We start from the raw sequence: 26355 nt of genomic DNA, 5'->3' as shown, positions 1-26355 counted from the left end.
TATTATAGATAAAGTATGTTTATGATTAAAGTAATAAATTAACGTGAGTAAAACTAACTTAGAATTTTTAGCCGACACAGATCCAGCTATAGCGGAAATTATTGCTAATGAATTACAAAGACAAAGAGGACATTTAGAGTTAATTGCTAGTGAAAATTTTACCTCTCCTGCGGTAATGGCGGCACAAGGTTCTGTTTTAACCAATAAGTATGCGGAAGGTTTACCGGGTAAACGCTACTATGGTGGTTGTAAATTCGTTGATCAAGCGGAAGATTTAGCCATTGAAAGAGCAAAACAGTTATTTGGTGCGGCAATGGCAAACGTGCAACCCCATTCAGGCGCACAGGCTAATTTTGCTGTATTTTTAACTCTGCTTAACCCTGGCGATAAAATCATGGGCATGGATTTGTCTCACGGTGGACATTTAACTCATGGTTCTCCTGTTAATGTTTCTGGTAAATGGTTTGAGGTGTGTCAATACGGTGTAAGTAAAGAAACTGAACGCCTTGACTATGATCAAATTCGTGAGTTAGCTTTAAAAGAACGTCCTAAGTTAATTATCTGCGGTTATTCGGCTTATCCTCGTATTATCGATTTTGAAAAATTTAGTGCGATCGCGGATGAAGTGGGAGCGTATTTATTAGCAGACATTGCTCACATTGCAGGATTAGTAGCTACAGGACATCATCCCAACCCAGTACCTCATTGTGATGTAGTTACCACCACCACCCATAAAACCCTCAGAGGACCTCGTGGAGGCTTAATTTTGACCCGTGATGCGGAATTAGGTAAAAAATTAAATAAATCTGTTTTCCCCGGCACTCAAGGCGGTCCTTTAGAACACGTAATTGCAGGTAAAGCAGTGGCTTTTGGTGAAGCCTTAAAACCTGAGTTTAAAACCTATTGCGGACAAGTTATCACCAATTCTAAAGCATTGGGTAATCAGTTGGTAAATAGAGGGTTTAAGTTAGTTTCTGGCGGTAGTGATAATCACCTCAATTTAGTAGATTTACGCTCTATCGGTATGACTGGAAAAGTGGCGGATCAACTTTTAGGAGAAATCAGCATTACTGCCAACAAAAATACTGTACCTTTTGATCCTGAATCTCCTTTTGTCACCAGTGGTATTCGTTTGGGAACTCCAGCAGAAACTACTAGAGGTTTAAAAGAAGAAGATTTCACCGAAGTAGCTAATATTATCGCTGATTGTTTACTCAATCCTGATGATGCAGATATGAAAGCTAACTGTATTAATAGAGTAGAGGCGTTGTGCGATCGCTATCCTCTTTATCCTCATTTACAGATTCCTGTACCTGCTTTAGCTTAACTTGAGTAATGGGTAATAAGTAATGGGTAATGAATAGGGAGTGAGGAAGAGACTTTTCTTAATTCTTCTGACTCCTCATCTCTAACTTTTTTTCTTAATGTTTAATTCTTATTTTCTTTCCAAAGTTCTGATATAAACGACAGGATACTCCCCAGACTGCATAAAGATTTGTTCTACAGTGTTTTTATCGAGAATGGTAATTTCGTGAATCCCTGACTCTTTCGTTTCAACCATTCTGAGGGTACAGTTACGGGGATTAAAAACACCATATAATGTCTCTGTATCTTCGACAACTTTTACTCCCTCACTATTATTTCCCATCTTTGTTTCTTCCTTCGTTTGCCAAGTATATTGACCTTCTAAAATATTATTCGTTTTTGCTTTGATTTCTAAAACTCCTGAAACCTCCAATAAGCCTTGTTTATTCAAAACTTGTGTTACATCTGATTCCCAAATCCCTTCTAATTCTTGAGCAGATGCGATCGCACAAGAGGGAGTTTCTGCTTTAACATTGCTTGAAAAAAAACCGAGAGAGACTAAGCAAGTGGTAGATAGTAAAAGTAAAGGGGGAATTATTCGCATCATAACGATTAATATATCTAAATTTTTCCTTATTTTAACACCTAAGACTTAAATAACGAATATTATCCCTGATTGTTTATTGTCAATGATGTAGAGATGAAAGCTAATTGTACCAAGATATTCATTTTAGTTGACCAACAGGTGAAAATTAGATATAATTGGTCAGTGTCTTTAAACTAACTTATAATTTATTTCTAAATTATATTTGGCGACAGCCGAAGACAGCAGGGGCAATAGCTTAATAATCCTGCCTAGGTTGATGCAAATTACAGATCTTAATAATCGATCTGTCCTAAGATTAACTAACTATAGTAAAAATCTACTGCGATACATCAACCTAATGCCTAGCAAATTTTAGCAAGGCTTTTTTTATTGTCTGTTGGTTAATAAATCAAAAGTTTAATCACTCCCTTGAGTTAATCAATGGCGCAAAAAAGAACATCAAACACCCGAGGAGGTGAGAGTCATTTCTAAGTCATTAGAGAGTAAAAAACAAGAAGTAACTGAAATTAAACAGTTGCTAGAAAAATCTCGCTTGGCGGTGGTAATAGACTATCAAGGGCTGACTGTTGCTGACATCACTAATTTGCGTAATCGCTTAAGAGAAGGCGGAACTATCTGTAAAGTAACTAAAAATACTTTAATGGGTAAAGCCATCGAAGGTGATGAAAATTGGCAACCGATGACCGAATTTTTAAAAGGTTCTTCTGCGTTTATTTTGGCGGACGAAGAAAACATCGGTAGTGCAGTTAAAGCCTATCAAGCCTTTGCGAAAGAGAGCAAAAAAACAAGCCTCAGAGGCGGTGTGATGGAAGGTAAAGCCCTCAGTGAAGCTGAGGTTAAGGCTTTAGCAGATTTACCCACCAAAGAACAACTTATTGCTCAAATTGCAGGTTCGATCAATTCTATTACTGCGAAAATTGCGATCGGAGTCAAGGAAGTACCTGCTTCTATTGCTCGTGGTATCGAAGCCTACAGAGCCAAGCAAGAGGAAGAAGCGGCTTAAAAGTCGTAATTTCAGTGTCGATTTTTTAGTGTTTACATAGTTTATAGGAGATTAAATTTAATGTCTGATAAAGTTGCAAATATTGTTGAAGAGTTAAAGACTTTAACCTTATTAGAGGCTTCCGAGTTAGTTAAACAAATCGAGGAAGTATTTGGTGTAAGTGCTGCTGCTCCTGCTGGTGGTATGATGATGATGGCACCTGGTGCGGCCGCTCCTGCAGAAGAAGTTGAAGAGAAAACCGAATTTGATGTTATTCTCGATAGCTTCGGTGATGCTAAAATGGGCGTTCTCAAAGTCGTTCGTGCTATCACTGGTTTAGGCTTGAAAGAAGCTAAAGAGTTAGTTGAGTCTGCTCCTAAAGCTATCAAAGAAGGTATCAACAAAGAAGAAGCTGAAAACATCAAGAAACAGTTAGAAGAAGCTGGTGGTAAAGTAACCGTTAAGTAAGATTTTTCGGTTATTGGGGGATTGAGGAGATTTAATTCTTCATTCCTCCCATCTTTTGGACAAATCCAGTAAAACAAAATTAATACTCTTTTAAGCCGACATAAAATCGCTACAAGTTGTACCTGAGTTCGGAGTTCGGAGTTCGGAGAGTTCGTTGCTCTCATGCACTCCCTTCGGTCGTGAACGGAGTTAAAAGTAATAATTATTGACAAAAAAGCTGAATAAATTGATTTTCAATGAGTTTTTCCTAAATTTAATAATTTTTTATTCCAAAATTGGCTCGATGATAACTCTCAACGCTTTATTTTTCGATACTTTTTTCATCGAACTCAGGTAAGTTGTGTCAAAACAAGAGAACACAAAGTATTATTCTCATCCTATCTTTTCTATATTTTTTTGACGGAGGAAAAGTTAGATTGGATCTCATTTTAATTATTCTATTATTGATATATTGAGAATTATTTGATCTATCTTTATTCTCTTAATTCTCTTGTGAAAACTCTCTTAAGTAAAAAACTACCTCTGAGGTTAGTCTTAATTATTCCTTTTATTGTGCAAATTGTTGGTACTGTTACCTTAGTAGGGTACTTGTCTTATCGTACTGGGCGAAGTGCCGTAGAAAATTTAGCGAATCAATTAATGGCTCAAACTTCTAATCTTGTTCGAGATCATCTTAATCATTATTTGCCAATTAAACAAGAAACCATAGCTGTTAATTACAAAGCGTTTCAAGAAGGTCGTGTGGATGTAACAAATTTGGATGAGGTGCGATCGCATCTTTGGCAACAGGCAACTTTAGCTTCTCCTCCCTTTGTGACAGGATTTGCAAATAATAAGGGAGAAAATATTATTTATATGTCTCTACCAGAAGAAGATAATATCATTGTTAGAGAGATTACTTTACCCGATATTTTCAGCAATAAATTTTATCGATTAGATAATCAAGGTCAAAAAAAGCAACTTTTATCAGCAAAAACAGTTCCCCTTGATATACGTACAACGGATTGGTATTTAAAAGCTAGAGAGAAAAAAAAACAAACTTGGTCGCCGATTTTTATAGATCAAACTGTACCGACTCTAGTTATTAATAGTTTATATCCCATTTATGATGAGTCAAATAATTTATTAGGGGTATTCCATAGTGGAGTTAGATTAAGAAGTATTGGCAGTTTTTTGAGTCAACTGAAGTTTTCTCCTTCGGGACAAACTTTTATTATGGAATTAAATGGTAATTTAGTTGCTACCTCCGCCCAAGATGCACTCTATCAAAATCAGGGGGATTATTTAACCCCTTTGAATGCTAAAAATAGTGATAATCCAATCATAAGTGCGATCGCATCTCAATTAGAGGAGAAATATTCGGATTTAGGCAGTATTTCTGAAAGGATTAATTTACGAGTAGATGTCAAAAATAATATCTTATTCGCCCAAGTTGAACCCTATAAAGATAAGTATGGTTTGCATTGGTTGTTAGTGACAATTATTCCTCGCTCTGATTTTATGAAAGAAATCGATGAGAATAGAAAAATCACTTGGCTTCTGTGTGTTGGAGCTTTCATTTTATCTATTGTGGTTGGTATTGTCATTGCCCATTATATTAGTCAACCCATCGAGCGTTTAAATCGGGCTAGTGATGACATAGCATCGGGAAAAATGACATCAACAGCTATTGTGACGCAAATTACGGAATTACAAAACCTTGCCAACTCCTTCAATTTTATGGCAAATCAATTAGAAAATGCTTTTGAAACTTTAGAGAATAAGGTAAGGGAAAGAACAGAAGAACTAATAATTGCCAATGAAAAACTAGAATTAATCGCTAATCTCGATGGTTTAACGCAAATTGCTAATCGTCGTCGTTTTGATGAATACTTAAACTTGGAATGGCAAAGACATTTAAGGGAAAAACAACCTTTAACTCTAATTTTGACAGATATTGACTATTTTAAACGCTATAACGACTATTTTGGTCATCAGCAGGGTGATGAATGTTTGAAAAAAGTGGCTCAAACTATTGCGTCTATTCCCAATCGTTCGAGTGATTTAACTGCTCGTTATGGGGGAGAAGAATTTGCTGTAATCCTTGTTAATACTGATATTCAAGGTGGTATAACTATTGCTGAACAAATGCGAGATGCGATCGCATCTTTAAAAATTAATCATCCTCGCTCAGAAATTGCTGACCATGTTACATTAAGTCTAGGGGTTTTTACTCTGATTCCAAAACATGATAACACCATAGAAGATTTTATTAACACAACAGATCAAGCGTTATATTTAGCCAAAAATAAAGGAAGAAATTGTATCCATTTCATTCAATCCGATTCAAATCAAGAAAAAAAAGATAAATTATCAGATTATCTTCTCACATCAGAAATAGATGATCATGAAGATTTGTTTGATAGAGATAAAGACACGGGGAGCGAGATTAATCTATAATAAACTGCCATAATTTACCGATAAACTTGAATAAATTTCTCTAAATTCTCAATTCCTCATGTTAACTAATGAAATTGTCACTGAAGCAAAAAAACTTATAGAAAAAGATTCGATCGCACTTTTTGAGCAAATCCAGTTTACAAAAATTAACACTCCCTTATGTTCAGAGGAAATCGCCACGAGTTATGTAAAAAAGGGAGAAGGAAAAACACCAGTGTTGTTATTACATGGTTTTGACAGTTCCTTGTTTGAATATCGTCGTTTATTACCGTTTTTAGGAGAAGAATACGATGTTTGGGCTTTAGACTTGCTAGGATTCGGTTTTACCCAAAGACAGGCTAATTTAAACTATTCTCCCCATAGTATTAGAACTCATCTCTATCATTTTTGGTCAACCATGATTAACAAACCCATGATTTTAGTGGGGGCATCTATGGGAGGAGCGAGTGCTATTGACTTTTGCCTAAGTTATCCCCAAGCAGTGGAGAAATTGGTGTTGTTAGATAGTGGCGGTTTGACAAAGCAACCGATAATTGGGAAGTTTTTATTTCCCCCTTTAGGTTATTTAGCTACAGAATTTTTACGGAATTTGAAAGTAAGACAGAGTATCAGTAAAACGGCTTATTTTAATCCAGAGTTTGCCAGTGAAGATGCCTTAAGATGTGCGGCCTTACATCTACAATGTGAGAATTGGAGTAAAGCGTTAATTTCTTTTACCAAGAGTGGTGGTTATGGTTCATTTGCAGAAGAATTAGGGCAAATTAAAGCAGAAACCCTGATTTTATGGGGAAAAAATGACAAAATCTTAGGCATAAAACCCGCTAGTCAATTCCAAGAGTTAATCCCCCAAAGTAAATTAATTTGGATTGATGATTGCGGTCATGTGCCACATTTAGAAAAATCAGAAATTACAGCTCATCATATTCTCGATTTTGTCAATAGCTGATACACTATAGAGAAATTAAACATTTTGTTACAATTAACACAACAAAAGTTAATCTATTAATAATTATTATGAGTGATAAAAAAGTCGTTATTTCTCCTTCCATTTTATCTGCGGATTTCAGTCGTTTAGGAGAAGAAATCAAAGCTGTTGACGAAGCTGGTGCAGATTGGATTCATGTGGATGTCATGGACGGTCGTTTTGTACCTAATATTACTATTGGTCCTTTAATTGTAGAGGCTATTCGCCCTTACACCAAAAAGCCTTTAGATGTACATTTAATGATTGTTGAACCTGAGAAGTATGTAGAAGACTTCGCAAAAGCAGGTGCTGACATTATTTCTGTTCACGCTGAACACAATGCTTCCCCCCATTTACACCGCACTCTCTGTCAAATTCGTGAGTTAGGTAAAATGTCTGGGGTGGTTTTAAATCCCTCTACTCCTTTAGAGTTAATTGACTATGTGATTGATGTTTGTGATTTAGTCTTAATCATGAGCGTTAACCCCGGCTTTGGTGGACAAAGTTTCATTCCTTCTGTTGTGCCTAAAATCAAGGCTTTACGTCAAATGTGCGATGAGAGAGGTTTAGACCCTTGGATTGAGGTTGACGGTGGTTTGAAACCTAATAATACTTGGCAAGTTTTAGAGGCTGGTGCTAATGCCATTGTAGCTGGTTCTGCCGTCTTTAAAGCTCCTAGTTATGCAGATGCGATCGAAGGTATCCGTAATAGTAAGCGCCCTGAGCCTGAATTGGCTACTGCTTAAGAAGTATCTATCGCAATCCTATTTGAATTGTGTTAATTATCTTTTAGAAAAAAGCAAAAAAGATTATATTCTCGATGTTTTTTCTAATAATTGATTTTCCATCAACGATTTAGGAACATTAATAGATAAATACAAAATAGTAATTTAATATGGGGGTTAAAGCCCCCTTTTTTTGTAATTAATTAGAGTTTGCTTAACAATTTTAAACTGTTTGACAATCACACTTTTTAAGATATTAGAAGACAAAAAAATCTTTATGAGTCAATTTTATTCTACTAAAACCACATATAATCGCCTGTTTTACAATTTATTAATTTTCATGGTTTTTACACCTTTTTTACAATATTTTGATAGGTTTAATATTTGGTTTCCTATTATCTTTTTTTCTACTATTATTTTAGCAATTAATACCCTTGGTTTTCCGAAAAAGTTTATTTATGTTTTTCGTGGGATAGCCATTTTTGCGTATTTAAGCTCTATTCTTAGTCGTCTTAAAATGCTTAATCATATAGATGCGATCGAAATTTTTTCAGATGTATTAAGTGCTTTATTTATGATTTTATCTATCGTTGCAATTGTTCTTCGGATTCTTTCGGAAACAGAAATCAATGGAGATGTAATTAAAGGATCAATTTGCATATATTTAATGATTGGCATTCTTTGGGGTATTTTCTATAAAATTCTTGTTAATATAAATGCTAACTCTTTTGAATTAAGTATATTTATAGATGCAAGTCCACAATATCAATTATTTTATTTTAGTTTTACCACCCTCACAACTTTGGGATATGGGGATATAAGTCCTCTTAATAGTATGGGAATGATGTTGTCTAATATAGAGGCTTTACTAGGACAACTTTTTCCTGCTATTTTTATTTCTAAATTAGTTAGTTTAAGTTTAAGTAAATAGAATCAAAGAAGGATTAAAATTTTAAACTTAAGAATCAACAATTAACAATCATTAGTGACATATTTTTCATTATTTCATTATTTCATTGTTTTGTTTATCCCCGTCAATTTATACATCTTTATCATTATCTTTTATTTCTTGACTAAGAATAATTAAAACTTAACCAATTCTTAATATTAACTATTTAGATATAAGTGGGAGATTCACATTTATTAATAGTAATATAAAATAAAAATAATTAAAAAATTTAGTTAAGGGTTAAGATAATATATGAAATTTAAACGTAGGGATTTTTTAACATTTTTGGGAATCAGTGTTGCTTCTACCGCCTGTAGTTCTGTTTTTAAAAACTATTCCCATGCTCAAGGAAATACCAATCAAGAAATTTTTAAATTTGCTAATTTTAAACCTGTTCAATATCCTATTCCTTTAGAAATAAATAACCTTAATTCACAAGAACAAAAACAGCGATTTAATTCTTATCAATTACAAGACGATTTAACTTTGCCTGAAGGATTTAGCTATGATGTGATTGCTTCTTGGGGAGATAAAGTGGGTGACTCCCGTTTTGGTTATAACAACGACTATGTTGCTTTTGTGGAAACTAATCCCAATGAGGGTTATTTGGTGGTCAATTTTGAATATGTTAGTCCTACTCCTTGGCTACAAGGTTATGAACAGGTGCTTCAAAAATCTTTGCCTCAAGAGGTTTTATCTGCTTTACACTCGGCAAGGGAAAATCGACAAGGATTAAATATTTTTGCTTTGCCTGATGATAATTCTGCTAAGATTCTTTTTCAAGAGTTTTTCGGGGAATTGTTGACAGATCAAGGTTTGGGGGTTATTTCCATTCGTCGCAATGGTAATGGTAAATGGGGGCGGACTTACTCGGAGCAAGATCGGCGTATTACAGGTATATCAGGATGGAGAGATAATCGATATTTACAGGTAACTGGACCGGCTAAAAGTGTTTTTCTGAAAAATAAAGGCTTAGGTTATATTGACGATAGAGGGGAGATGATTATTGGTACTTTTGCTAATTGTGCGGGAGGTGTTTCGCCTTGGGGTACAGTATTTAGTGCAGAAGAAAATTTCCAAACTCAAGTACCAGAAGCGGTAATGGCAGATGGCACGTCTTTTCCTCCAGAATCTTTACCCATCAATGGTTTTAGTGGGCAAGGCAATCCCTTTGGTTTGGCAGGTAATAAGTATGGTTGGATGGTAGAAGTTGATCCTGCTAATAAAAATGACTATGGTACAAAACATACATGGTTAGGACGTTTTCGTCATGAAGCTGTTGCCATTCGAGCCGAAGCTAATCAACCTTTAGCGGTTTACTCAGGATGCGATCGCACTGGTGGACATTTGTATAAGTTTATCTCTACAGGCACAATTGTTAATCCTCAAGATAAGAGTAACTCGAAATTATTAAAAGAGGGAATGTTATATGTAGCCAAAATGAATCCTGATGGTAGTGGCGAATGGATACCCTTAAAAGCCGATACTGCCATTAATCCCACTGCCTTAAGCAATTTGCGAGGGGAATTGCTAACCATTCCTAATCCAGATAGAGACAAAGGAGGTATTGTCACCGTTACGAAACAAGAAGAATTAGACCAATTTCGAGAAAAATATTCTACCCTCGGAGATTTATACATAGGAGATACCGCCGAAGAAATTCAAGGTGCGATTTTAATTGATGCTCATTTTGCTGGTAATGTCATTGGAGGTACTTGTACCGCTCGACCTGAAGATGTGGCTTTACATCCTGTGGATCAATCTTTAGTGATTGCTTTTACCTCTGGAGCGGCTGGAAACGATGGTAGCCCAGATAAACGAGTTTTTAGCGATAAACAAGGAAATATATACGAGTATGGCTGTTTAATCCGCCTTAGAGAAAATGAAAATGACCCCTCAGCCCTTAATTTTACATGGGATGCGATCGCAGTTGGTGGTGAACCAGCGTCAGGAGGTTTAGGTTTTGCGAATCCCGATAACCTTGAATTTGACAAACAGGGAAATCTTTGGATGGTGACAGATATGCCCACAGGATTACACAATCAACCAGTGCGTAAGGGAAATAATCCTTATATTACAGGAGCATTAGGAAATAATAGTATTTGGTATATACCCTTATCGGGAGAAAATGCGGGGAAAGCCTATCCATTTGGTATTGCACCGATGGAAACGGAAACTTGCGGTTTATGCTTCAACCAAGAACAAAATACTCTCTTTCTGGCAATTCAACATCCGGGGGAGAAAAATGGAACTAGAAGTAACATGGCAGAAGAAACCAGAGAAATAAGTATCCTTACCACTGATGGGGAGGAATTTACCCAGACTAGAACTATTCCCAAGGGTTCAAACTGGCCTAGTTTAGATAAAAATGCTTTGCCCAAGCCTTCTTTAGTAGCGGTTTATTAAAATAGTTTTAGGAGGAGAAACGAGTTCAGAGTTCGCCCCCCCGGCTCTTATACTCCCTTAGATAGTGAACGGGGTTTTTAATTCTTAATTATCAACTATTTACTTTTGCCCTTTGCCCTTTTTGCCATCACCCATTGATAATTATCCCGAACTCAGGTTGAGTAAAAGTTATAATGGAAGTGTAGCTTTCCCCCGAAAACAATGAAAAAGTCCTCTTTTTTTTCTAGTATAGTTACTTCAGTTGCTCTCGCATTTTGTCTATCCCCAGATACCCTTGCTCAAAGTAAAAATACTTACAGTTGCATCAACTACAAAGGCAAACCAACCACCGTTGTGGATACTTCCAGAGGAAAAATTCAATTAATAGTTTGGGAAAGCGATTACTTCCAAAATTCTGGTTGGACTCCGAACAAAAGATGTCAAGAAGTAACACAAAGATTTCAGGAATTTTCTGACAAAGGTGTTCTTAAATATGTAACCACTGGGCAGATAAATTCATATCCTGTTATTTGTGTGGGCGCACAAGTGCCGGGGGGCGGTTATCAATGCCAAAAAGATGGATTGCTTATAACTCTACAAAAAAATGACAATCCTAATAAAGTTTTAGAAAACCTCTTTACTAACGCCGCTAAAGTTGGAGGTACTCCCGTTACCAGAGAGCCTACAGGAAAATATATTTTCCCCATGTCTAATTTTATTGAGAATGCCCCAATTATGACAGAAACAGACATTGCTGATATTAAACTGGAGGAAAAAGAAGTGACAACAGAAGTTACCCCCGAATCCAAAGCAGTAAAAAGCGAACCTCCTTTAGTCGAATGCTCACCCCTATTATGTGATTAAAACCTTATTTATCCATGAGGTAAAAACCATGAAACCTCGATTTGCTCTAGTTTTTAGTTTTATATTAAGTTTGATATTCGGACAAATTCTATCTCTGATATTTATTAATTCTGCTCAAGCAGATAGTAAAAAAAATGTTTATAGTTGTATAGAGCATGAAGGTAAACCCATAACGGTGGTTGATACAACAAGGGGAAGAATTCAATTAATAGTGTGGCAAAGTGACTATTTTAGAGCCTCTGGGTGGACTCCAGAAAAACGCTGTCAAGAAGTAAGTAAAAGATTTCAAAGATTTTCCGACAACGACACCCTGAGATTTATCGCCAACGGTACAATCAATAAATATAAAGTTATTTGTGTATCTCCTAAATCTAGTGATATAGTTTGTCAGGAGCAAAACTTATTAATGACTCTCGAACCAAAAGATAATCCAGTAGAAGTCATGAGACAATTGTTTGAAGATGCAGTAAAAATCGGAGCAATGCCCATAAGAAGAAGTCAAGCAGTATTAGACTTAGACAAATATTTTGCTGTTGCCCCACTAATGGATGCTATTTCCCCCATTCAAAAACCTCCCTTAATACCGGAAGAAAAAAAACCGCCCCAAAAACCTTCCCAATCAGGTACAACTATCGAGTGTCCCCCTATTTTATGTGATTAATACCCCAGTTTTTCAGCAAAAATATTACCTGAGTTCGATATAAAATTGTCAGTGAAGGTAGGCAAATTCAGATCTGAAATGGGTAATAGTGAATAGTTTATAGTTAATAATTAATAATTAATAAATTCACTTTTTCATCAACTCCTAAATGACTTATGGATAACCCTGCTACTCAACTTCCATTAATACCTTTTCCTTACCAAGTAATCAAAAAGTTGGGTAACGGCAGTTTTGGCAAAGTATATTTAGTTATAAACACCACAAATCAGCAACAATGCGTAATTAAGCAGTTACACCCTTCTTCAGAGCAACCCAACTTCATCAAACAGGCAAGAAGACTTTTTCGTCAAGAAGCAGAGATATTAAAAAAACTAAGTCATCCTCAAATTCCCAAATTAATTGATTATTTTGAAGATAAAGGAGAATTTTATTTAGTCGAAGAATATATCGAGGGAAAAACCTTACGTCATGAGTTGCCTTCTGGAAAATGTTGGACGGAAGTAGCTACTATTAAATTATTATTAGAAGGGTTAGGAATTCTCAAAGATATTCACAATTTAGGCATTATTCACAGAGACATCAAGCCTGATAACTTTATTCGTCGTCAACGGGATCAAAAATTAGTCTTGATTGATTTTGGGGCAGTGAAAGAGTTTAATTTAGAACAAAGTCGCCTTTTAGATCCTACCATAGCAATGGGAACTCGTGGCTATATGCCCACAGAACAAGCGAGGGGAAAACCTAGAAAAAATAGTGATATTTATGCTTTAGGGGTTATAGCTATTCAGGCTTTGACGGGGAAAAATCCCCTTGAATTAGAGGAGGATGATGAAGGAGAAATTCTTTGGCGTAATCTAGTTACTGTTGATGAAAAATTAGGCGAAATTATCACGAAAATGGTTCGCTATCAACATAAATTGCGTTATCAGTCAGCCGATGATGTGATTAAAGATTTACACGCTTATATTTATGCAAAGCAACAGTCTTGCCCCCCGACTCAAATTTTGGAGGAGAAAAATAAACCTTCTTCCATAGAGGATAACCATTCTAATGCCTCTACCTCTAAGATAAATTCAATTTCTTCATCAACAAACCAATCATTGAAAAATCAAGAAGACACCTCAGAAAAATTTTCCTTCAGTGATTGGTTAAAATCTCCTTTTGGTTCAACTTTAACTACTGCTATAACTATTGGTGTTATTGCAACGGGGGGGGTATATGTGATGAATCAACAACAAAAAGCTCAAATTGAGAAAGAAAAAGCTGATTTTTTGACCTCTTTAGATACTGCTTATAATAATCAAAATTATTTGGAATGTTTTGAAAAGGCAGAAGAAAGATTACAAGATGGAAATAATCATATTTCTGCTCAAGAGTTGGGGGAATATATCGGGAAATGTCGTTTAGAAGAAGCAAAACAAAAAGCTCAATTTCTCAATTATGCGGAGGCTTTGTCAACGGCGAAACAAATTCCAACCCAGAATCAATATCATAATCAGGCTCAAATTATGATGGAGGATTGGAGTAGGGCTATTTTTGATAAGGCAAAGCATTTATATACGGAAGAGGGAAAGCTGGAAGATGCTTTAAAGGAAATTGATACAATTCCTGATAATCCTGTACGTCAAGCAGGTTTAATTGTTGTTAGTCAGTGGCAAGAAGAATATCGTACTAATAGTTATTTAATTAATCAGGCACAAAAAGACTTAGAATATGGTAACTGTCAAAGTGCGATCGAAACTGTGAGTAAAATTGAAGGCTCAAATTATTGGTTATTGGAAGGAAAAAAAATAGTTGATCAGGCTGAAAAATGTTTTCAGGATCAAGGTATTGAGGGTAATATTAATACTAATAATAGCACCGATAATTCTAGTAATAATCAAGATAATCAAAATAACCAAAAACTGCCCGATAATGTAATTATTTGCCCCCCGATTTTATGTCCTGAGTAATTAATTAGACTTAGGTTTAAGCTAAAAGTTTCGTGAAAATAAACATTTCTAAATATTATGAAAAATCAATTATTTATTCAATCTTTTATTTATGGTTTATTAACTATCGCTAATGGCTTTTTTTCTCAAGATTCCTTAGCACAAAATAAAAATAGTTATAAGTGTATTCCGTTAAATGGTAAACCCACAACAATCGTAGATACAGCAAGGGGAAGAATTCAACTAATAGTTTGGCAAAGTGACTTTTTTCGTGATTCTGGTTGGACTCCTCAAAAAAGATGTGATGAGGTAACAAAAAGATTTCAGAAATTTTCTGATAGTGGTAGTTTAAGATATATCGCCACTGGTACAATGAATCGACAGCCTGTTATTTGTGTGGCAGAAAAAAAATCATCAGGCTTTAAGTGTCGGGGAGACGGTTTACTTTTAACTCTTCAGCCCAAAGATAATCCTAGCAAAGTTTTAACTGATTTATTCAATATGTCTGCTCGTACTTCCACTGGAGGTTTATCTCGTGGAGGAGTCTTAGATTTAGATTCTTTTTTGGCTACTGCTTCAACTATTCCTAGTGATAATAACGATAATTTGCCCACATCTGATAATAACTCTCCTCCTCCTACCATTATTTCTCATCCTGAAACTAATCAAAAACCCAAAGATAATAATCCCTCTTGTCCGCCAATTTTATGTCCTTAATGGGTTGTACAAGGCAATGAGCAAAAGGCAACCCCCTCTGTGTCTCCCCTAAAAAGAAACCCACCTCGAAAGGGGAGAGGGCGAAAGTTTTTAATTAACAGTAACCCTAACACCCCAACAACCCAATACCCTAAGTCCTCATCAGCTAATTATCACTTATTTTTAAGTTAGTGCAAAATGTCAGTTAAATATTTCGTAGGTTAAAGATTTATTGATCATGAAAAAATTTAATTTTATAGGTAATTTCGGCATTATGATACCAACAGCACTCGGTGTAGCTGTACCTTCTGCGATCGCATCTTTCGGGTTAATATTAGGCTTGGGTAATTCTGCCTCTTCTCAAGACTATCAAATTTCTGTGAATGAAAAAATAAGAGAATCTTTTCCTCTTAGTCAACAAGCATATTTAATCAGCCAGAGACAAACATCAGAAAAGAGAGTTGCTTTAGTGATTGGTAACTCTAACTATCAACACGGTAGTAAACTGCGTAATGCGGTTAATGATGCTAATGATGTAGCGAAAAGCCTTAGAGACTTAAATTTTGAGGTTATTCTGCTCACCAATGGTAACTTAAAATCAATGGATCAAAGTTTAGAAAGATTTTACCGAGAATTAGAGAAAGGAGCAGTCGGTTTATTTTATTATGCAGGTCATGGTATTCAAGTCAATGGGGAAAATTACTTAATTCCTGTGGATGCTCGTTTAGATAGAGAAAGCGAGGTTAACTATGAAACCTTACCTTTAGGAAAACTTTTAGCGGCAATGGAAGAAACGAATAATGATGTCAATATCGTCATTCTCGATGCTTGTCGTGATAATCCTTTCGGACGTAGCTGGACTCGTTCTTCTAATAATAAAGGATTAGCCGCTATCCAAAATAGTGCTACAGGTACTTTTATTGCTTATGCCACAGGTCCGGGCAATGTAGCTCAAGATGGGACAGGTAGAAATGGAACTTTTACAGAAGCCTTGCTTAAAAACCTGAAAAATCCGAATCAAAATGTGGAAGAAATATTTAAACAGGTAAGAATTGATGTGGCGAGTAAAACCGATAATGCTCAAGTGCCTTGGACTACTTCTTCTTTAATTGGAGACTTTTTTTTCTCTGGTAGTCAAAAAAAACCTTCATCTAATAATAATCAAAATATCACGAAGAAAGAAGAAAATATTACCCCTCCCGTGGTGGAAGAAAAGAAACCTCAGCCCCCCAATAATGTAGCAATTAATAACCGCTCTAATAGTCCTTTTCAGGATTTAACTGGTGCAAACCTAACCCCTCGTAAAATTTCTTTACTGCGTTCTTTTATTGCAGGATACAATTTTAAGGAAGCACCTTGCGGAAGCGATCGCCATCAAGTTACTATCACATTAAGCAATCGATATGTAATGTGTGCAGAGGGTAATAGTAAACATCCTTCAGGGAACTTTTCTTTGGAAATACCTTCTCTTGATTAAAATGGGATTGCTCAATTAAAGTATAACGAGAATTGCTATATATATATCAAACTCACAATTCCATTAACTTATTTAAAGTAATAAAAATCTAGTAATTAGTGATTGGTAATTAATATTAGTTTTTCTGCTATTAAAAAATAAACAAGATTCATGAAAATTAAACATTTACTAATAACAAATATATCTCTATTTACTCTCTTTTCTAGTCCTTTACAAGCTCAAAACTCATCTTTTCCTACCATCATAAATAATAATTCATCCCTCCAACAAAAACTTATGGATTGGGGTTTCTCTATGAGCAATTGCGATGGTAATGTGGTTAGTATTAGGGATTTGAGTACCCAAGAAATAGCTTGTATTAAACCTAATCAACAAATAAGCTCAGGTAATTATGTATATGACAGAGTAACCAATCAAATTCGTCCCGACACTAACGTTAATCAAATTAATACTCGTAGTGCAACTCAGAATAGTGAAAATCAGAATATAGAAGAAGTTGTTATCGAGAATTATGTCAGTCCTATGCCTAGTAACACAGATCCCCGTATTGCTGATGTAGTAATTGATTTTGTGGATATTTATGGCTATAACAATTGTTTAGATGCGTTGTTACTACTTTATGAAGGAAGAAATCCTGTGGGTAATAATTCTTGTTTGCAAAACGTAACGGAGGTTTTTGGTAATCAAATTAGTCGTGATGTGATGTTGGAATTAGTAGATATTGCCAATGTTAGGGCTACCAGTTTACTACCCAGAAAATTATATCCCGCTTATGGTCTTCGTCGCCGTGTTGCCCAAAGTGTGGGTTATGTGTATGAAATTGATGTGGATAATCCAGAAATGATTAGACTTGCTCAGTCTAGCGGACGTAATTAACCTCAGTTCAGCTTAAGAATATCAGATAAGGGTCGGTTTTAGGTTGCAGGTTGCAGGTTGCAGGTGTCAGGGTGTTGAGGTGTTAGGATTAGTATTAATTAAACACTTTCGCCCTCCCCCCTCTCGAGGGGGGATAAAGGGGGGTTTGCTCTTTTTGCCATCACTCATAATTTAGGATTACTATATATGATTTATTTGGGCAAAAGAATATTGATTTCTTTACCTACTCTATTAGCCATTAGTATTATTGTTTTTATTATTCTCGCATTAGCACCGGGAGATCCTTTAAGTGAGTTTGCTTCAAATCCAAATATCACAGCAGAGGTTAGGGAAAATATCCGTAAATCCTTTGGCTTAGATCAACCTATTTATATACGTTATATTAAATGGCTAATAGCATTTTTACAAGGAAATTTGGGCTATTCTTTTACCAGTAGAAGCCCTGTATCTGATTTAATTTGGCAACGTTTACCCAATACTTTATCCATTGTTGGTTTAGCTTATTTATTAAGCGTTATAATCGCTATTCCTTTGGGTGTAATTTCTGCTTTGAAACGTCATTCTTTGTTTGATAAATTAAGTAATGCGATCGCACTTTTCGGTTATTCTATTCCACCTTTTTTTACGGGATTATTATTAATAATTATTTTTAGTGTTAAATTGCAATGGCTACCCTTTATTTATGACAGTAACTTGGTAGTTAACAGTTGGGCTAGTTTCATCGCTCAAATTAAACAATCAATTATGCCCATTATCGTTTTAACATTATATCAAACCGCCGTATTAATGCGATTCATGCGATCGAGCGTTAGAGAAGAATTAAATCATGACTATGTACGCACCGCCTATAGTAAAGGCTTAAATCCTTATCAAGTAGTTATCAATCATGTGTTGCGTAACGCCTTAATTCCCGTCATTACCTTAATAGCTTTAGACATTCCGAGTATTTTTACAGGGGCATTGGTAACAGAACAAATTTTTCGTATCCCCGGTATTGGTGCTTTGTTAATCGAATCTATTTACCGCAGTGATACCCCTGTGATTATGGCAATTACGATGATTTATGGAATTTTGATTGTCATTTTCAACTTAATTGCTGATTTAACTTATTCTTGGCTTGATCCCAGAGTTCGTTTTAATTAGAATTGCTTAGGCTAGATTGAAGATTAAGGAAAATAGAGAAAATTATCTGAGCTTGGAGTTAAGATAAAAAAGAAATTTCTCCTTAACACCCCAACACCTGACACCTGACACCTGACACCTCCCCTTATTCGATATTCTTAAACCGAACTGAGGTTTACTTAGTCTTCAAAATCCTCATCAACGGCGGCACTACCACCACGCACCGTGACTAAATCAATTTGCTGACGATAGTAGTCAACGCTTTTAACTTCCACTTCCACTTTATCACCAAGACGATAAGCAGTGCGGTTTTTCCTGCCCACTAAACAAGTATGTTTGGGTCGATATTCATACCAATCATCTTTGAGTGAACTAACATGAACTAAGCCTTCTACTAAAGTATCTTCTATTTGTACAAAGAAACCATAGGATTGTACTCCAGTTATCAAACCATTAAAGATTTGCCCTGTACAGTCCTTCATTTTTTCTGCTTTTTTCAATCCTGCTAAGTCTGTTTCCGCATCTTGGGCAATTTTTTCTCTCTCATTTAAATGGGTAATCAGAGAATGTAAATCAGCCTCTAAGTTGGATTGTACCGCAGGGGGTAAAACATTCCAGTTAATTTGTCCATGACAGCTATTACTAAATAAATCCACTCCTTTTGTAACACGACTAGAACGTCTATCCCGTCCTTGCTCAAATACGGCTTTAATGATTCTTTGGATTTGCAAATCAATATATCTCTGTCCGGGGGAAGTACAGTGAGTATAGATAGGATAGGCTAAACCAAAATGGGGGGCTGGATGTTGGGTATATTTGTTGGGTTTTAGAGAATTAAGTAAGAGGTAATGTAATACTTTTTCATCATCTGATTTACTAAACTCTTGGATTAAATGATAGTAGTCTAAGGGTTGAATTTCATCTTCTGATTGCAGTTTAAAGTCTAGTTTGAGATTGGCAACTAATTTAAGTAAATCTTCCAATTCATCCCAATCGGGTTTACCCTGAGTGCAATAAATAGCAGGGACTTGCAATTCGTTAAGGTGTTCTGCAACTACTTTGCCCACTAGAGTCATTAACTCGGTCATTAGAGATAGTACAGGCAAAGTGGAATAAGATGCGATCGCACCTATTCTTCCTTCATCTTTAAAATAAGAAGTAATATCATCTAAATTAATCTCAAAACCACCTAACTGTAAACGTCTAGCTTTGATCAGAGGGGCAATACTAAAAACGAGATTATTTAACATCTCCAGAGTTGATTCTAACTCAGGTTTTGTCGCTCCTGCACCAATCATCATTTGTACTTCCTTGTAGGTAAGTTGATGATCTACTTTGATGATACTTTGTTTAAATTCGTAGCCTAATAATTGCCCTTTATCATCAAGAGTCAGAAAAATAGAAATTGCTAAACGCTCCTTATTAGGAATTAGGGAACAACATTCATAGATACTAGAGGGGAGTAAATCAATAATTTTGTCTCCTAAATGAACCGTAGTGCCTCTTTTTCTCGCTTCACGGTCTAAATGAGTTTCTTCTGGCACAAAATGAGCAACATCAGCAATATGAACCCCCAACAACCAATTTTCAGTTTCTGTTTTTTCCAGACTTAACGCTGTTTCTCTTAAAAGGTTATTTTCCTGAATAATATCTTGTTCAAGAGTAACCGTGAGAAGGTCTGTTAGATCAACTCTTTTTTCTCTTTCTTCGGGGCTAATTTCTGAACTAATTTGACGAGCTTGATTTAAAACTCTGTCGGGAAACTCCTGGGGTAAATCATGTTTTGAAGAAACAATGTCAGTATCGGCGGCGGCTTCCGCATCACTTCCTAAAACTCTGACCACTTTTCCCACAGGGGGGTTTTGTCCGATGGGATACCTTAAAACATTAACATGGACAAGATGATTAATGGCATCATCAAGGGTTTGCCCATTTTGTCTTAACTGTAACTCAAACAAGAGGCGATCATCAAGGGGAACAGCTAAATAATCCCCTGACTCATCCTCTACCACTCTGGCTAAAACAGAAGGGTTTGCCCGTTCTAAAATTAATTTTACCTCTCCTTCAGGAGATCTTCTTCTCGTACCTTCTTTAATAATTTTAACCAAGACGCGATCGCTGTTCCAAGCATTGCTAAGATGACTTTCCCGAATGTAAATATCGTCGGCATCTTCCTCATCTTGGATAGCAAAACAGAAACCCTTACTAGAGCAACGCAACTTGGCTTCCACCACATCTTCTTCAATGACACGGCGATACTTGCCAAATTCCTTCGTTACAACCCCTATTTTTTCAAGAATATCTAGGGCAATTTGTAACTTTTCGATTTCATGTTCGTCTTCACAGCCTAATTTTTTTTCGATTACTTTCCCCGCCACTAATTTATCGGGACTCAAAAGGGAAAGAATTGTAGCGATTGAAAAATCCATTTACTATAATATCCTTTTCTATATCTAAAATGGTAATGTCAATGAACATTGAGTCAAGTACAAAGAGATAGCATGAACCTATATCTAAAAATTGAGGTCAGTGAGAAGATGCCTCCCCCTGTGTTAGTTTTGACCAATTTTCAGGAGTTGATAGAGATAAAACATTATTCACCCTTAGAAAACTGTGCTTCGATTACACCAATTTAACTTGCAAAGGTTATTATTTCTTTGTATCCATTGAACAAAAAACTAGGTGTAATAAAGATTATTAGTTGTGAACAGAAATGATCTATAAAAGGACTCATTCTTATCTCTAAAAGTATTTAAAATTGGTTTAACTAATCTTGACTCAACAGATTTTAGTCTTAATCTATAAATATAACCTATTCTGTCTTTTCTTCCAATTATTCCTTATATATAGTAAAATTGTATTAGTTTTTTAAATAAATAATATTTTATATGGCTAACTATCCCTTTATTTTGACCAGTGAATTAGTAAACATTAAGCATGGTAAGTATATTGTCAAAGTCTGTGTCCATCAAAATCAGCAAATTATTAGCACTGCCCACTCAGAAGGTTATACCGTAGAAGAAGCGGAAGACAATGCCAGAAAAAGAGCAATTCTCTTTGCCAATGAATCTATTAACGTACATAATGTGCAGAATACTCCTGTTTCCACTGCCAATAAAGTCACTTCTCCTCCTCCTGTGGAAGAAAAATCGAAATCTCCGACAACTTCCCCCTCCACAAAGACGAATCTTTCTGAAAATATTACCCATCCTCCTGCCCCTCCTCAAAAACCACCGATTAAACCCCCGATGTCTCCACAAAAGGAAATAAAACCATCGGAAATAACTCCTCCCCCCCTTCAAAATGAAAATCCACCAGAGGAAATAACCCCTCCTTCCATAAATCATAGCGATGAAACTTTACCATTAGAAATCCCAGAAAATCAAAATGGCAAAGAGGAAATACTTTCTACCCCAACCAATGACATTGAAGAAAGCACTACTCTTCCTTTATCTTTAGATACAAATGAGACTATGGATTTCAGTCAAATTATAGATCAAACTACTTTTGAAATGAAGCGTTTAGGATGGACTCAAGATCACGGTAAAAAATATCTATTGGAAACCTATGGTAAAAAATCTCGCCATCTATTATCAGATCAAGAATTAATTGAGTTTTTGCAATATCTACAAAGTCAATGATTAACAAGTTAGGGGTTCAGAAAGAGGTGTCAGGTTTCAGGTTGCAGATGTTTTTTATTATTTATTATCAATAATCAACTATAAACCATTTACCTTTGCCCCTTGCCCTTTTAACTTTGCCCTTTTCTTTAATTACTAATTATTAATAAAAATCTGTTAACTATTTTACTTTTAACTGAAAAACACTAAGGAAAAAACTGGCAAAAATAATTTGTAATCCAAGTGCGATCGCAGTTACAGAAGGGATAACTAAACGCATAGTTTGGACGGGGTTTAATGCCCCAAAACCCACCGCTTCCCATTGAAAAAGGGCAAAAATAGAAGTAATTAAACCAGCAATAAATAAAATCGAACCAATAATCAAACCAATTTCTAAACTAAATAAATCCTTAAATTTAAGTACTCTTTTATCATTAGGTAATAAACCTTCTTGAATAGCATAAATTTTAGTGAAAACTGCAAAATTAACTAGCTGAAAACCAATAATAATAGCTGTGGCTGAATATAATAAACTATGAACTCTTGGACTAGCTAAAAGAATAATAGTGCTAATTAATCCCATAATCATCAGGAAAAAACCCGGATAAAGAAATAGCCAACGGGGACTATATAACAACAAAAAACGAAGGTGGCGCCAACCATCGCGCCAAGTGCGTAAATGGGGTTTACGAGAACGTCCATCAGGTGATAAGGTAGTTGGTACTTCAGTTATTTTTAAGCCGTTAAGAGTCGCTTTAACAACCATTTCTGAAGCAAATTCCATACCTGTGGTGCGTAAATTCAAGCTCATAATTGCCCGTTTACGAAATCCTCTCAAGCCACAATGAAAATCATTACAAGGACTTTTAAAAAATAGCTTACCTAGCCAAGTTAAGACAGGATTACCTAAATATTTATGAAGAAAAGGCATCGCATTCGGTTTGATTCCCCCCTTGAAACGATTACCCATAACTAAATCATAACCTTCTCTCAACTTTTCTACAAAAGGATTTAAACTCCTAAAATCATAACTATCATCAGCATCCGCCATAATAAGAAACTCACCCTTCGCCGCAACTATTCCCCCCATCAAAGCACTTCCATAACCTTTCTCGGTGACATTAACTAATCTCGCTCCCATCTTTTTTGCAATATCTTGAGAGCCGTCCGTGCTTCCATTGTCCGCAATTAACACCTCCCCCTGAATTTGATACTCTTGAAGATACCATTGGGCTTTTTCAATACAAGTAGCAAGGGTTTCCGCCTCATTCAAACAAGGCATAATGATAGATAATTCAAGGGTTTCCATAAATATTTAGGAGTCAAGATGAGTAGGAATTAACAACCTTCAAATATCAACTATTACCCGTCACCTGTCAAGTTTTGATTTTGATTATTTGGGGAAAGTAAGGTTTTGATTATGGTTTCCAAAATTCAATTGCACCCTTGGGTAGTTCTTTAAGTAATTGATCGAATGCCTCTTCGTCCACGTGTCTTCGTAATGCCTTAGCTACGTCTTGAATTGCGGTGTCTGTGGAAAAGCGTAGTCTTTGTGTAATTATTTCGCTTCTTCTGTCATCACGTCACGGTTTTCACATGGTTTTCTTTCCTCGTTAATATCCCAATCCTTGACAAACAAGGCTCGAAGACAAATAGGTAGAACATTTGCAAATGCGATCTCGAAGAGATCTGCTACGCAGCACGAATTTTTTGTGGAAAGCCGACGACGAAACACCTGAAAAACGGCTTGGGTCATGGTGTATGTAACATGAGTACTCCAGAGTCCTAACATATGAGATCGACCGATTCATCTTCAATATATTCGTTTAATACCGTGATAGCATCTCCTAAAATAATTTTTGTTTTCTCATTTTGAAATGTGGATATGAACTTCATAATCAATTTTCTATTAATTTTGAATGTTGAAGGGGGTAAAAATTTCAATACCCACCTTACTGTTATTTATAACCAAGCTAATTTACCAAGTGCATGATTGACGGCATCTTTTACATGAGCTTGTCCCGTGTTAATTTTACCTTCTCTCACAACAGTATTAGACCAAATTTCGGCTTTTCTTGACCAATCAATATTACTCGCAATATGTTTGATTTTTTCTAATAGTTGATAAAGATTACTCATAAAAAATTAACAGGTATAATAATGATTAATGAGAAGATTAAAATTCAATTTCTATCACTTCAAAATCTCCTCCAAAGTCTTTAATAGGACAATAAAAGTTATTGAGCCAAATTTCCTTGGGAATACCTTGATGATGAATGTTATCAAACACCAAATTTTCTCGATTTTCTTCTTCTATGGTGATTTTGATTTTCGTATTTGGTTTTAAATTAACTTGTGATGATGGTTCAAAAACTTTACCATTAAAAATCGCATCGATTGTATAAGTCATAATATTTATATTTTTTGAATAAATTATTAACGACAATCATAAATGATATAGTCTTATTTCTAATGAATCATAATTATTAATATTTGTTAAATATTCTTCATAGATTTTGATTAAATCTTTTACTGATACTTGCTTCACTTTTATATTATTTATTACTTTTATCTGTTTACTGTTTCCTTGAGTAATGATCCATACTTGTTTATTATAATTAATAAATTCTTCTTTGATTTGAGTGGAAATAGAAATACTACCAGCCTGCAACTGATTACAATAATTATTTATTTGTTCATATTTGTTTTCTTCAATATTACTTATTCTTAATGTACAATCATACAAAACTGCCAAGTTTCCAATCTTAAAAAAACCATCTGCTTTACCAGCTTGTATTTGTCCAAAAAAACTATAAATTTTATTGATTCCTAATAGTTTTAATAAAGAATAAGTATATTTTTCAAATTCTTGCCAATTTTGGGTAGTAAGTAATTTCCTAAAAAAAGGAGGATTTAAATCTAAATTCTTATTATTATCTTCAATTTTATTTTCAATGATATGTGTATTTGTTATTCTTTTTTCATTTAATGAAAAACTAACTAAATCATCAAAAATTCTTAAAAATTCTGACATTTCATCTTCAAAAACTCTAATTTTAGAGCCTATAAATTCATCCCCTATTTTTTTCCTCTGATCGATGATGATGTATTTAGAACCATTTTTAGCTTCTTTTACTTCAAAAAAGTAATGATGAGAACCAGTAAAATAACGTTCTTTTTTTAATAACTTTCTTTGTTCTTGTGAATACCAATTTGTATTATCATTCATTAATTATGACCTTAGATATTATTATCAATATTCATTGTTGTAGTATTTGGCAATCTGTGGGGTGAGCAAAAAACACACCATTTTGATTAATTAAGCACTAAAATACTTAGCAACAGGATGATAACAGAAGAATTAATGATTCTTTATATATTCTTTCAATAAATTATTAATTTCTATTTGATGGGAAAACTCATTTTCTTTATACCAATTCACAATTTCATCATCAAGAAAAAGAGTTAAAGATTGTTTTTTTGATCTTGTTTTTAATCGATCGAAGTAAGGATTTTTAACACCTTGAGAAAAATCATAATTATCTCTCATAATTAATATCTCCTATATTGTTTTTCTTCTAATTTATTGGCTTTTCTAGCAGAAATAATGCGAATAATTGTATCATTTTCACGATAGCAATGACAGACGATTAAAAGACGAGAATAATCACTTATTCCTAATAAAATAAATCTATCTTCTTGTTGTGAATGATCAGGATCATAAATAACGACCGCACTTTCATCATAAAAAGCAGATTTTGCTTCTTCAAAAGAAACACCATGCTTTTTGATATTAGTTTGAGCTTTCACTTTATCCCAAGTAAATTCTAACTCATCCATTTTTGTTTATAAATAAGTAACCTTACTATTTGAATCTATCTTGATAAATTTATTTTTTTGCAATTCCGAAACTATTTTATCTCTCTCAATATTAGAAATTCCTCCTTTAAATTGAAACATACTGGTTATAAAACTTTGTAGTGAGTTTAGTTTCTTTGGTTTAGATTTTTTTTAACGTTCGATAATATATTGAAATTTATCTACATTATCGTCTGATTTTTTATTTTTAACAACTTGAGTTTCCTTCGTCTTATTTTCTTGATTAAGATTTTGAACTTTATTATTAGCAATTTCTTCTTCCTCTTTTCTAGCTAATTGTATTAATAATTGAGCTAAACGTAACTTATCTCTATAAGTCATTTTCTTACAGAGTAAAACTATTTCATCATATATTGTATCAATCATTATTATTGCTTTGAAAATTTTGGTTTATATATTTAAAAT

26 protein-coding genes and 1 other annotated feature are annotated in these 26355 nt (G+C 34.8%); of the genes, 16 read left to right on the top strand and 10 right to left on the bottom strand.

Annotated elements, in window-relative coordinates:
- The first annotated feature begins 43 nt into the window (after positions 1-43).
- Positions 44-1327 (top strand): serine hydroxymethyltransferase, encoded by a 1284-nt coding sequence (gene glyA, locus Dongsha4_RS14580; protein ID WP_330203056.1) that lies wholly within the window; start codon positions 44-46, stop codon positions 1325-1327.
- 108 nt (positions 1328-1435) lie between these two features.
- On the opposite strand, the gene Dongsha4_RS14575 is transcribed toward glyA, so the two are convergent.
- Complete coding sequence (locus Dongsha4_RS14575) at positions 1436-1912, bottom strand: hypothetical protein (RefSeq protein ID WP_330203055.1); 477 nt, start codon at positions 1910-1912, stop codon at positions 1436-1438.
- 194 nt (positions 1913-2106) lie between these two features.
- Positions 2107-2288 (top strand) — a sequence feature (ribosomal protein L10 leader region).
- An 87-nt stretch (positions 2289-2375) separates the two neighbouring features.
- Here Dongsha4_RS14575 and rplJ point away from each other — a divergent pair.
- From rplJ to Dongsha4_RS14505, 14 genes are all read left to right on the top strand, one after another.
- Positions 2376-2915 (top strand): 50S ribosomal protein L10, encoded by a 540-nt coding sequence (gene rplJ, locus Dongsha4_RS14570; RefSeq protein ID WP_330205450.1) that lies wholly within the window; start codon positions 2376-2378, stop codon positions 2913-2915.
- Between the two features lie 60 nt (positions 2916-2975).
- Positions 2976-3362, top strand: a complete 387-nt coding sequence (gene rplL / locus Dongsha4_RS14565; protein ID WP_015218046.1) for a 50S ribosomal protein L7/L12 — start codon at positions 2976-2978, stop codon at positions 3360-3362.
- Positions 3363-3854: 492 nt separating this feature from the next.
- Entirely contained in the window at positions 3855-5801 is a 1947-nt protein-coding gene (locus Dongsha4_RS14560) for a diguanylate cyclase domain-containing protein (protein ID WP_330203054.1), read from the top strand.
- 58 nt (positions 5802-5859) lie between these two features.
- A complete protein-coding gene (locus Dongsha4_RS14555; protein ID WP_330203053.1) occupies positions 5860-6747 on the top strand; it encodes an alpha/beta hydrolase in 888 nt (295 codons plus the stop codon).
- A 68-nt stretch (positions 6748-6815) separates the two neighbouring features.
- Positions 6816-7511, top strand: coding sequence for a ribulose-phosphate 3-epimerase (gene rpe / locus Dongsha4_RS14550; protein ID WP_330203052.1), 696 nt, complete (start codon positions 6816-6818; stop codon positions 7509-7511).
- Positions 7512-7830: 319 nt separating this feature from the next.
- Positions 7831-8421: a potassium channel family protein gene (locus tag Dongsha4_RS14545; RefSeq protein WP_330203051.1), complete on the top strand. Its 591-nt coding sequence runs from the start codon at positions 7831-7833 to the stop codon at positions 8419-8421.
- Positions 8422-8691: 270 nt separating this feature from the next.
- Positions 8692-10845, top strand: a complete 2154-nt coding sequence (locus tag Dongsha4_RS14540; RefSeq protein ID WP_330203050.1) for a PhoX family protein — start codon at positions 8692-8694, stop codon at positions 10843-10845.
- A 201-nt stretch (positions 10846-11046) separates the two neighbouring features.
- Positions 11047-11688: a COP23 domain-containing protein gene (locus tag Dongsha4_RS14535; protein ID WP_330203049.1), complete on the top strand. Its 642-nt coding sequence runs from the start codon at positions 11047-11049 to the stop codon at positions 11686-11688.
- 28 nt (positions 11689-11716) lie between these two features.
- Positions 11717-12349, top strand: a complete 633-nt coding sequence (locus Dongsha4_RS14530; RefSeq protein ID WP_330203048.1) for a COP23 domain-containing protein — start codon at positions 11717-11719, stop codon at positions 12347-12349.
- Positions 12350-12504: 155 nt separating this feature from the next.
- A complete protein-coding gene (locus tag Dongsha4_RS14525) occupies positions 12505-14301 on the top strand; it encodes a serine/threonine-protein kinase (RefSeq protein WP_330203047.1) in 1797 nt (598 codons plus the stop codon).
- A 57-nt stretch (positions 14302-14358) separates the two neighbouring features.
- Complete coding sequence (locus Dongsha4_RS14520) at positions 14359-14997, top strand: COP23 domain-containing protein (RefSeq protein ID WP_330203046.1); 639 nt, start codon at positions 14359-14361, stop codon at positions 14995-14997.
- Positions 14998-15214: 217 nt separating this feature from the next.
- Complete coding sequence (locus tag Dongsha4_RS14515) at positions 15215-16453, top strand: caspase family protein (protein ID WP_330203045.1); 1239 nt, start codon at positions 15215-15217, stop codon at positions 16451-16453.
- 150 nt (positions 16454-16603) lie between these two features.
- Positions 16604-17329 carry a hypothetical protein gene (locus tag Dongsha4_RS14510; RefSeq protein ID WP_330203044.1) on the top strand — a complete coding sequence of 242 codons (726 nt, stop codon included), beginning with the start codon at positions 16604-16606 and terminating at the stop codon, positions 17327-17329.
- A gap of 186 nt (positions 17330-17515) precedes the next feature.
- Entirely contained in the window at positions 17516-18472 is a 957-nt protein-coding gene (locus tag Dongsha4_RS14505) for an ABC transporter permease (protein ID WP_330203043.1), read from the top strand.
- 158 nt (positions 18473-18630) lie between these two features.
- On the opposite strand, the gene Dongsha4_RS14500 is transcribed toward Dongsha4_RS14505, so the two are convergent.
- Positions 18631-20880: a ribonuclease R family protein gene (locus Dongsha4_RS14500; RefSeq protein ID WP_330203042.1), complete on the bottom strand. Its 2250-nt coding sequence runs from the start codon at positions 20878-20880 to the stop codon at positions 18631-18633.
- A 459-nt stretch (positions 20881-21339) separates the two neighbouring features.
- On the opposite strand from Dongsha4_RS14500, the gene Dongsha4_RS14495 reads away from it, so the two are divergent.
- Positions 21340-22092 carry a hypothetical protein gene (locus tag Dongsha4_RS14495; protein WP_330203041.1) on the top strand — a complete coding sequence of 251 codons (753 nt, stop codon included), beginning with the start codon at positions 21340-21342 and terminating at the stop codon, positions 22090-22092.
- Positions 22093-22252: 160 nt separating this feature from the next.
- On the opposite strand, the gene Dongsha4_RS14490 is transcribed toward Dongsha4_RS14495, so the two are convergent.
- The 8 genes from Dongsha4_RS14490 to Dongsha4_RS14455 form a co-directional block, all read right to left on the bottom strand.
- Positions 22253-23380 (bottom strand): glycosyltransferase family 2 protein, encoded by a 1128-nt coding sequence (locus Dongsha4_RS14490; RefSeq protein WP_330203040.1) that lies wholly within the window; start codon positions 23378-23380, stop codon positions 22253-22255.
- A gap of 249 nt (positions 23381-23629) precedes the next feature.
- A complete protein-coding gene (locus Dongsha4_RS14485) occupies positions 23630-23806 on the bottom strand; it encodes a hypothetical protein (protein ID WP_330203039.1) in 177 nt (58 codons plus the stop codon).
- A gap of 227 nt (positions 23807-24033) precedes the next feature.
- Complete coding sequence (locus Dongsha4_RS14480; RefSeq protein ID WP_330203038.1) at positions 24034-24210, bottom strand: hypothetical protein; 177 nt, start codon at positions 24208-24210, stop codon at positions 24034-24036.
- A gap of 37 nt (positions 24211-24247) precedes the next feature.
- Positions 24248-24481 (bottom strand): papain fold toxin domain-containing protein, encoded by a 234-nt coding sequence (locus tag Dongsha4_RS14475; RefSeq protein ID WP_330203037.1) that lies wholly within the window; start codon positions 24479-24481, stop codon positions 24248-24250.
- 36 nt (positions 24482-24517) lie between these two features.
- Complete coding sequence (locus Dongsha4_RS14470; protein ID WP_330203036.1) at positions 24518-25300, bottom strand: hypothetical protein; 783 nt, start codon at positions 25298-25300, stop codon at positions 24518-24520.
- Positions 25301-25432: 132 nt separating this feature from the next.
- The gene (locus Dongsha4_RS14465; protein WP_330203035.1) at positions 25433-25621 is read right to left on the bottom strand and encodes a hypothetical protein; all 189 of its coding nucleotides are present in this window, start codon (positions 25619-25621) and stop codon (positions 25433-25435) included.
- A gap of 2 nt (positions 25622-25623) precedes the next feature.
- Complete coding sequence (locus Dongsha4_RS14460) at positions 25624-25911, bottom strand: BrnT family toxin (RefSeq protein ID WP_330203034.1); 288 nt, start codon at positions 25909-25911, stop codon at positions 25624-25626.
- 171 nt (positions 25912-26082) lie between these two features.
- On the bottom strand, positions 26083-26316 hold the full coding sequence (locus Dongsha4_RS14455) for a hypothetical protein (protein ID WP_330203033.1): 234 nt from the start codon (positions 26314-26316) through the stop codon (positions 26083-26085).
- Between the last annotated feature and the right edge of the window lie 39 nt (positions 26317-26355).

The organism is Cyanobacterium sp. Dongsha4 (genome assembly GCF_036345015.1).
Classification (GTDB): Bacteria; Cyanobacteriota; Cyanobacteriia; order Cyanobacteriales; family Cyanobacteriaceae; genus PCC-10605.
Note: the sequence above shows the minus strand (reverse complement) of the source record. Positions and strands in the feature narration are given on the sequence as shown.

Coding starts and splice junctions, on each gene's coding strand:
- Dongsha4_RS14575 (WP_330203055.1), bottom strand. CDS start 1,912: ATGATGCGAATAATTCCCCCTTTACTTTTACTATCTACCACTTGCTTA.
- rplL (WP_015218046.1), top strand. CDS start 2,976: ATGTCTGATAAAGTTGCAAATATTGTTGAAGAGTTAAAGACTTTAACC.
- Dongsha4_RS14555 (WP_330203053.1), top strand. CDS start 5,860: ATGTTAACTAATGAAATTGTCACTGAAGCAAAAAAACTTATAGAAAAA.
- rpe (WP_330203052.1), top strand. CDS start 6,816: ATGAGTGATAAAAAAGTCGTTATTTCTCCTTCCATTTTATCTGCGGAT.
- Dongsha4_RS14545 (WP_330203051.1), top strand. CDS start 7,831: ATGGTTTTTACACCTTTTTTACAATATTTTGATAGGTTTAATATTTGG.
- Dongsha4_RS14540 (WP_330203050.1), top strand. CDS start 8,692: ATGAAATTTAAACGTAGGGATTTTTTAACATTTTTGGGAATCAGTGTT.
- Dongsha4_RS14535 (WP_330203049.1), top strand. CDS start 11,047: ATGAAAAAGTCCTCTTTTTTTTCTAGTATAGTTACTTCAGTTGCTCTC.
- Dongsha4_RS14530 (WP_330203048.1), top strand. CDS start 11,717: ATGAAACCTCGATTTGCTCTAGTTTTTAGTTTTATATTAAGTTTGATA.
- Dongsha4_RS14525 (WP_330203047.1), top strand. CDS start 12,505: ATGGATAACCCTGCTACTCAACTTCCATTAATACCTTTTCCTTACCAA.
- Dongsha4_RS14520 (WP_330203046.1), top strand. CDS start 14,359: ATGAAAAATCAATTATTTATTCAATCTTTTATTTATGGTTTATTAACT.
- Dongsha4_RS14515 (WP_330203045.1), top strand. CDS start 15,215: ATGAAAAAATTTAATTTTATAGGTAATTTCGGCATTATGATACCAACA.
- Dongsha4_RS14510 (WP_330203044.1), top strand. CDS start 16,604: ATGAAAATTAAACATTTACTAATAACAAATATATCTCTATTTACTCTC.
- Dongsha4_RS14505 (WP_330203043.1), top strand. CDS start 17,516: ATGATTTATTTGGGCAAAAGAATATTGATTTCTTTACCTACTCTATTA.
- Dongsha4_RS14500 (WP_330203042.1), bottom strand. CDS start 20,880: ATGGATTTTTCAATCGCTACAATTCTTTCCCTTTTGAGTCCCGATAAA.
- Dongsha4_RS14495 (WP_330203041.1), top strand. CDS start 21,340: ATGGCTAACTATCCCTTTATTTTGACCAGTGAATTAGTAAACATTAAG.
- Dongsha4_RS14490 (WP_330203040.1), bottom strand. CDS start 23,380: ATGGAAACCCTTGAATTATCTATCATTATGCCTTGTTTGAATGAGGCG.
- Dongsha4_RS14480 (WP_330203038.1), bottom strand. CDS start 24,210: ATGAGTAATCTTTATCAACTATTAGAAAAAATCAAACATATTGCGAGT.
- Dongsha4_RS14475 (WP_330203037.1), bottom strand. CDS start 24,481: ATGACTTATACAATCGATGCGATTTTTAATGGTAAAGTTTTTGAACCA.
- Dongsha4_RS14470 (WP_330203036.1), bottom strand. CDS start 25,300: ATGAATGATAATACAAATTGGTATTCACAAGAACAAAGAAAGTTATTA.
- Dongsha4_RS14465 (WP_330203035.1), bottom strand. CDS start 25,621: ATGAGAGATAATTATGATTTTTCTCAAGGTGTTAAAAATCCTTACTTC.
- Dongsha4_RS14460 (WP_330203034.1), bottom strand. CDS start 25,911: ATGGATGAGTTAGAATTTACTTGGGATAAAGTGAAAGCTCAAACTAAT.
- Dongsha4_RS14455 (WP_330203033.1), bottom strand. CDS start 26,316: ATGATTGATACAATATATGATGAAATAGTTTTACTCTGTAAGAAAATG.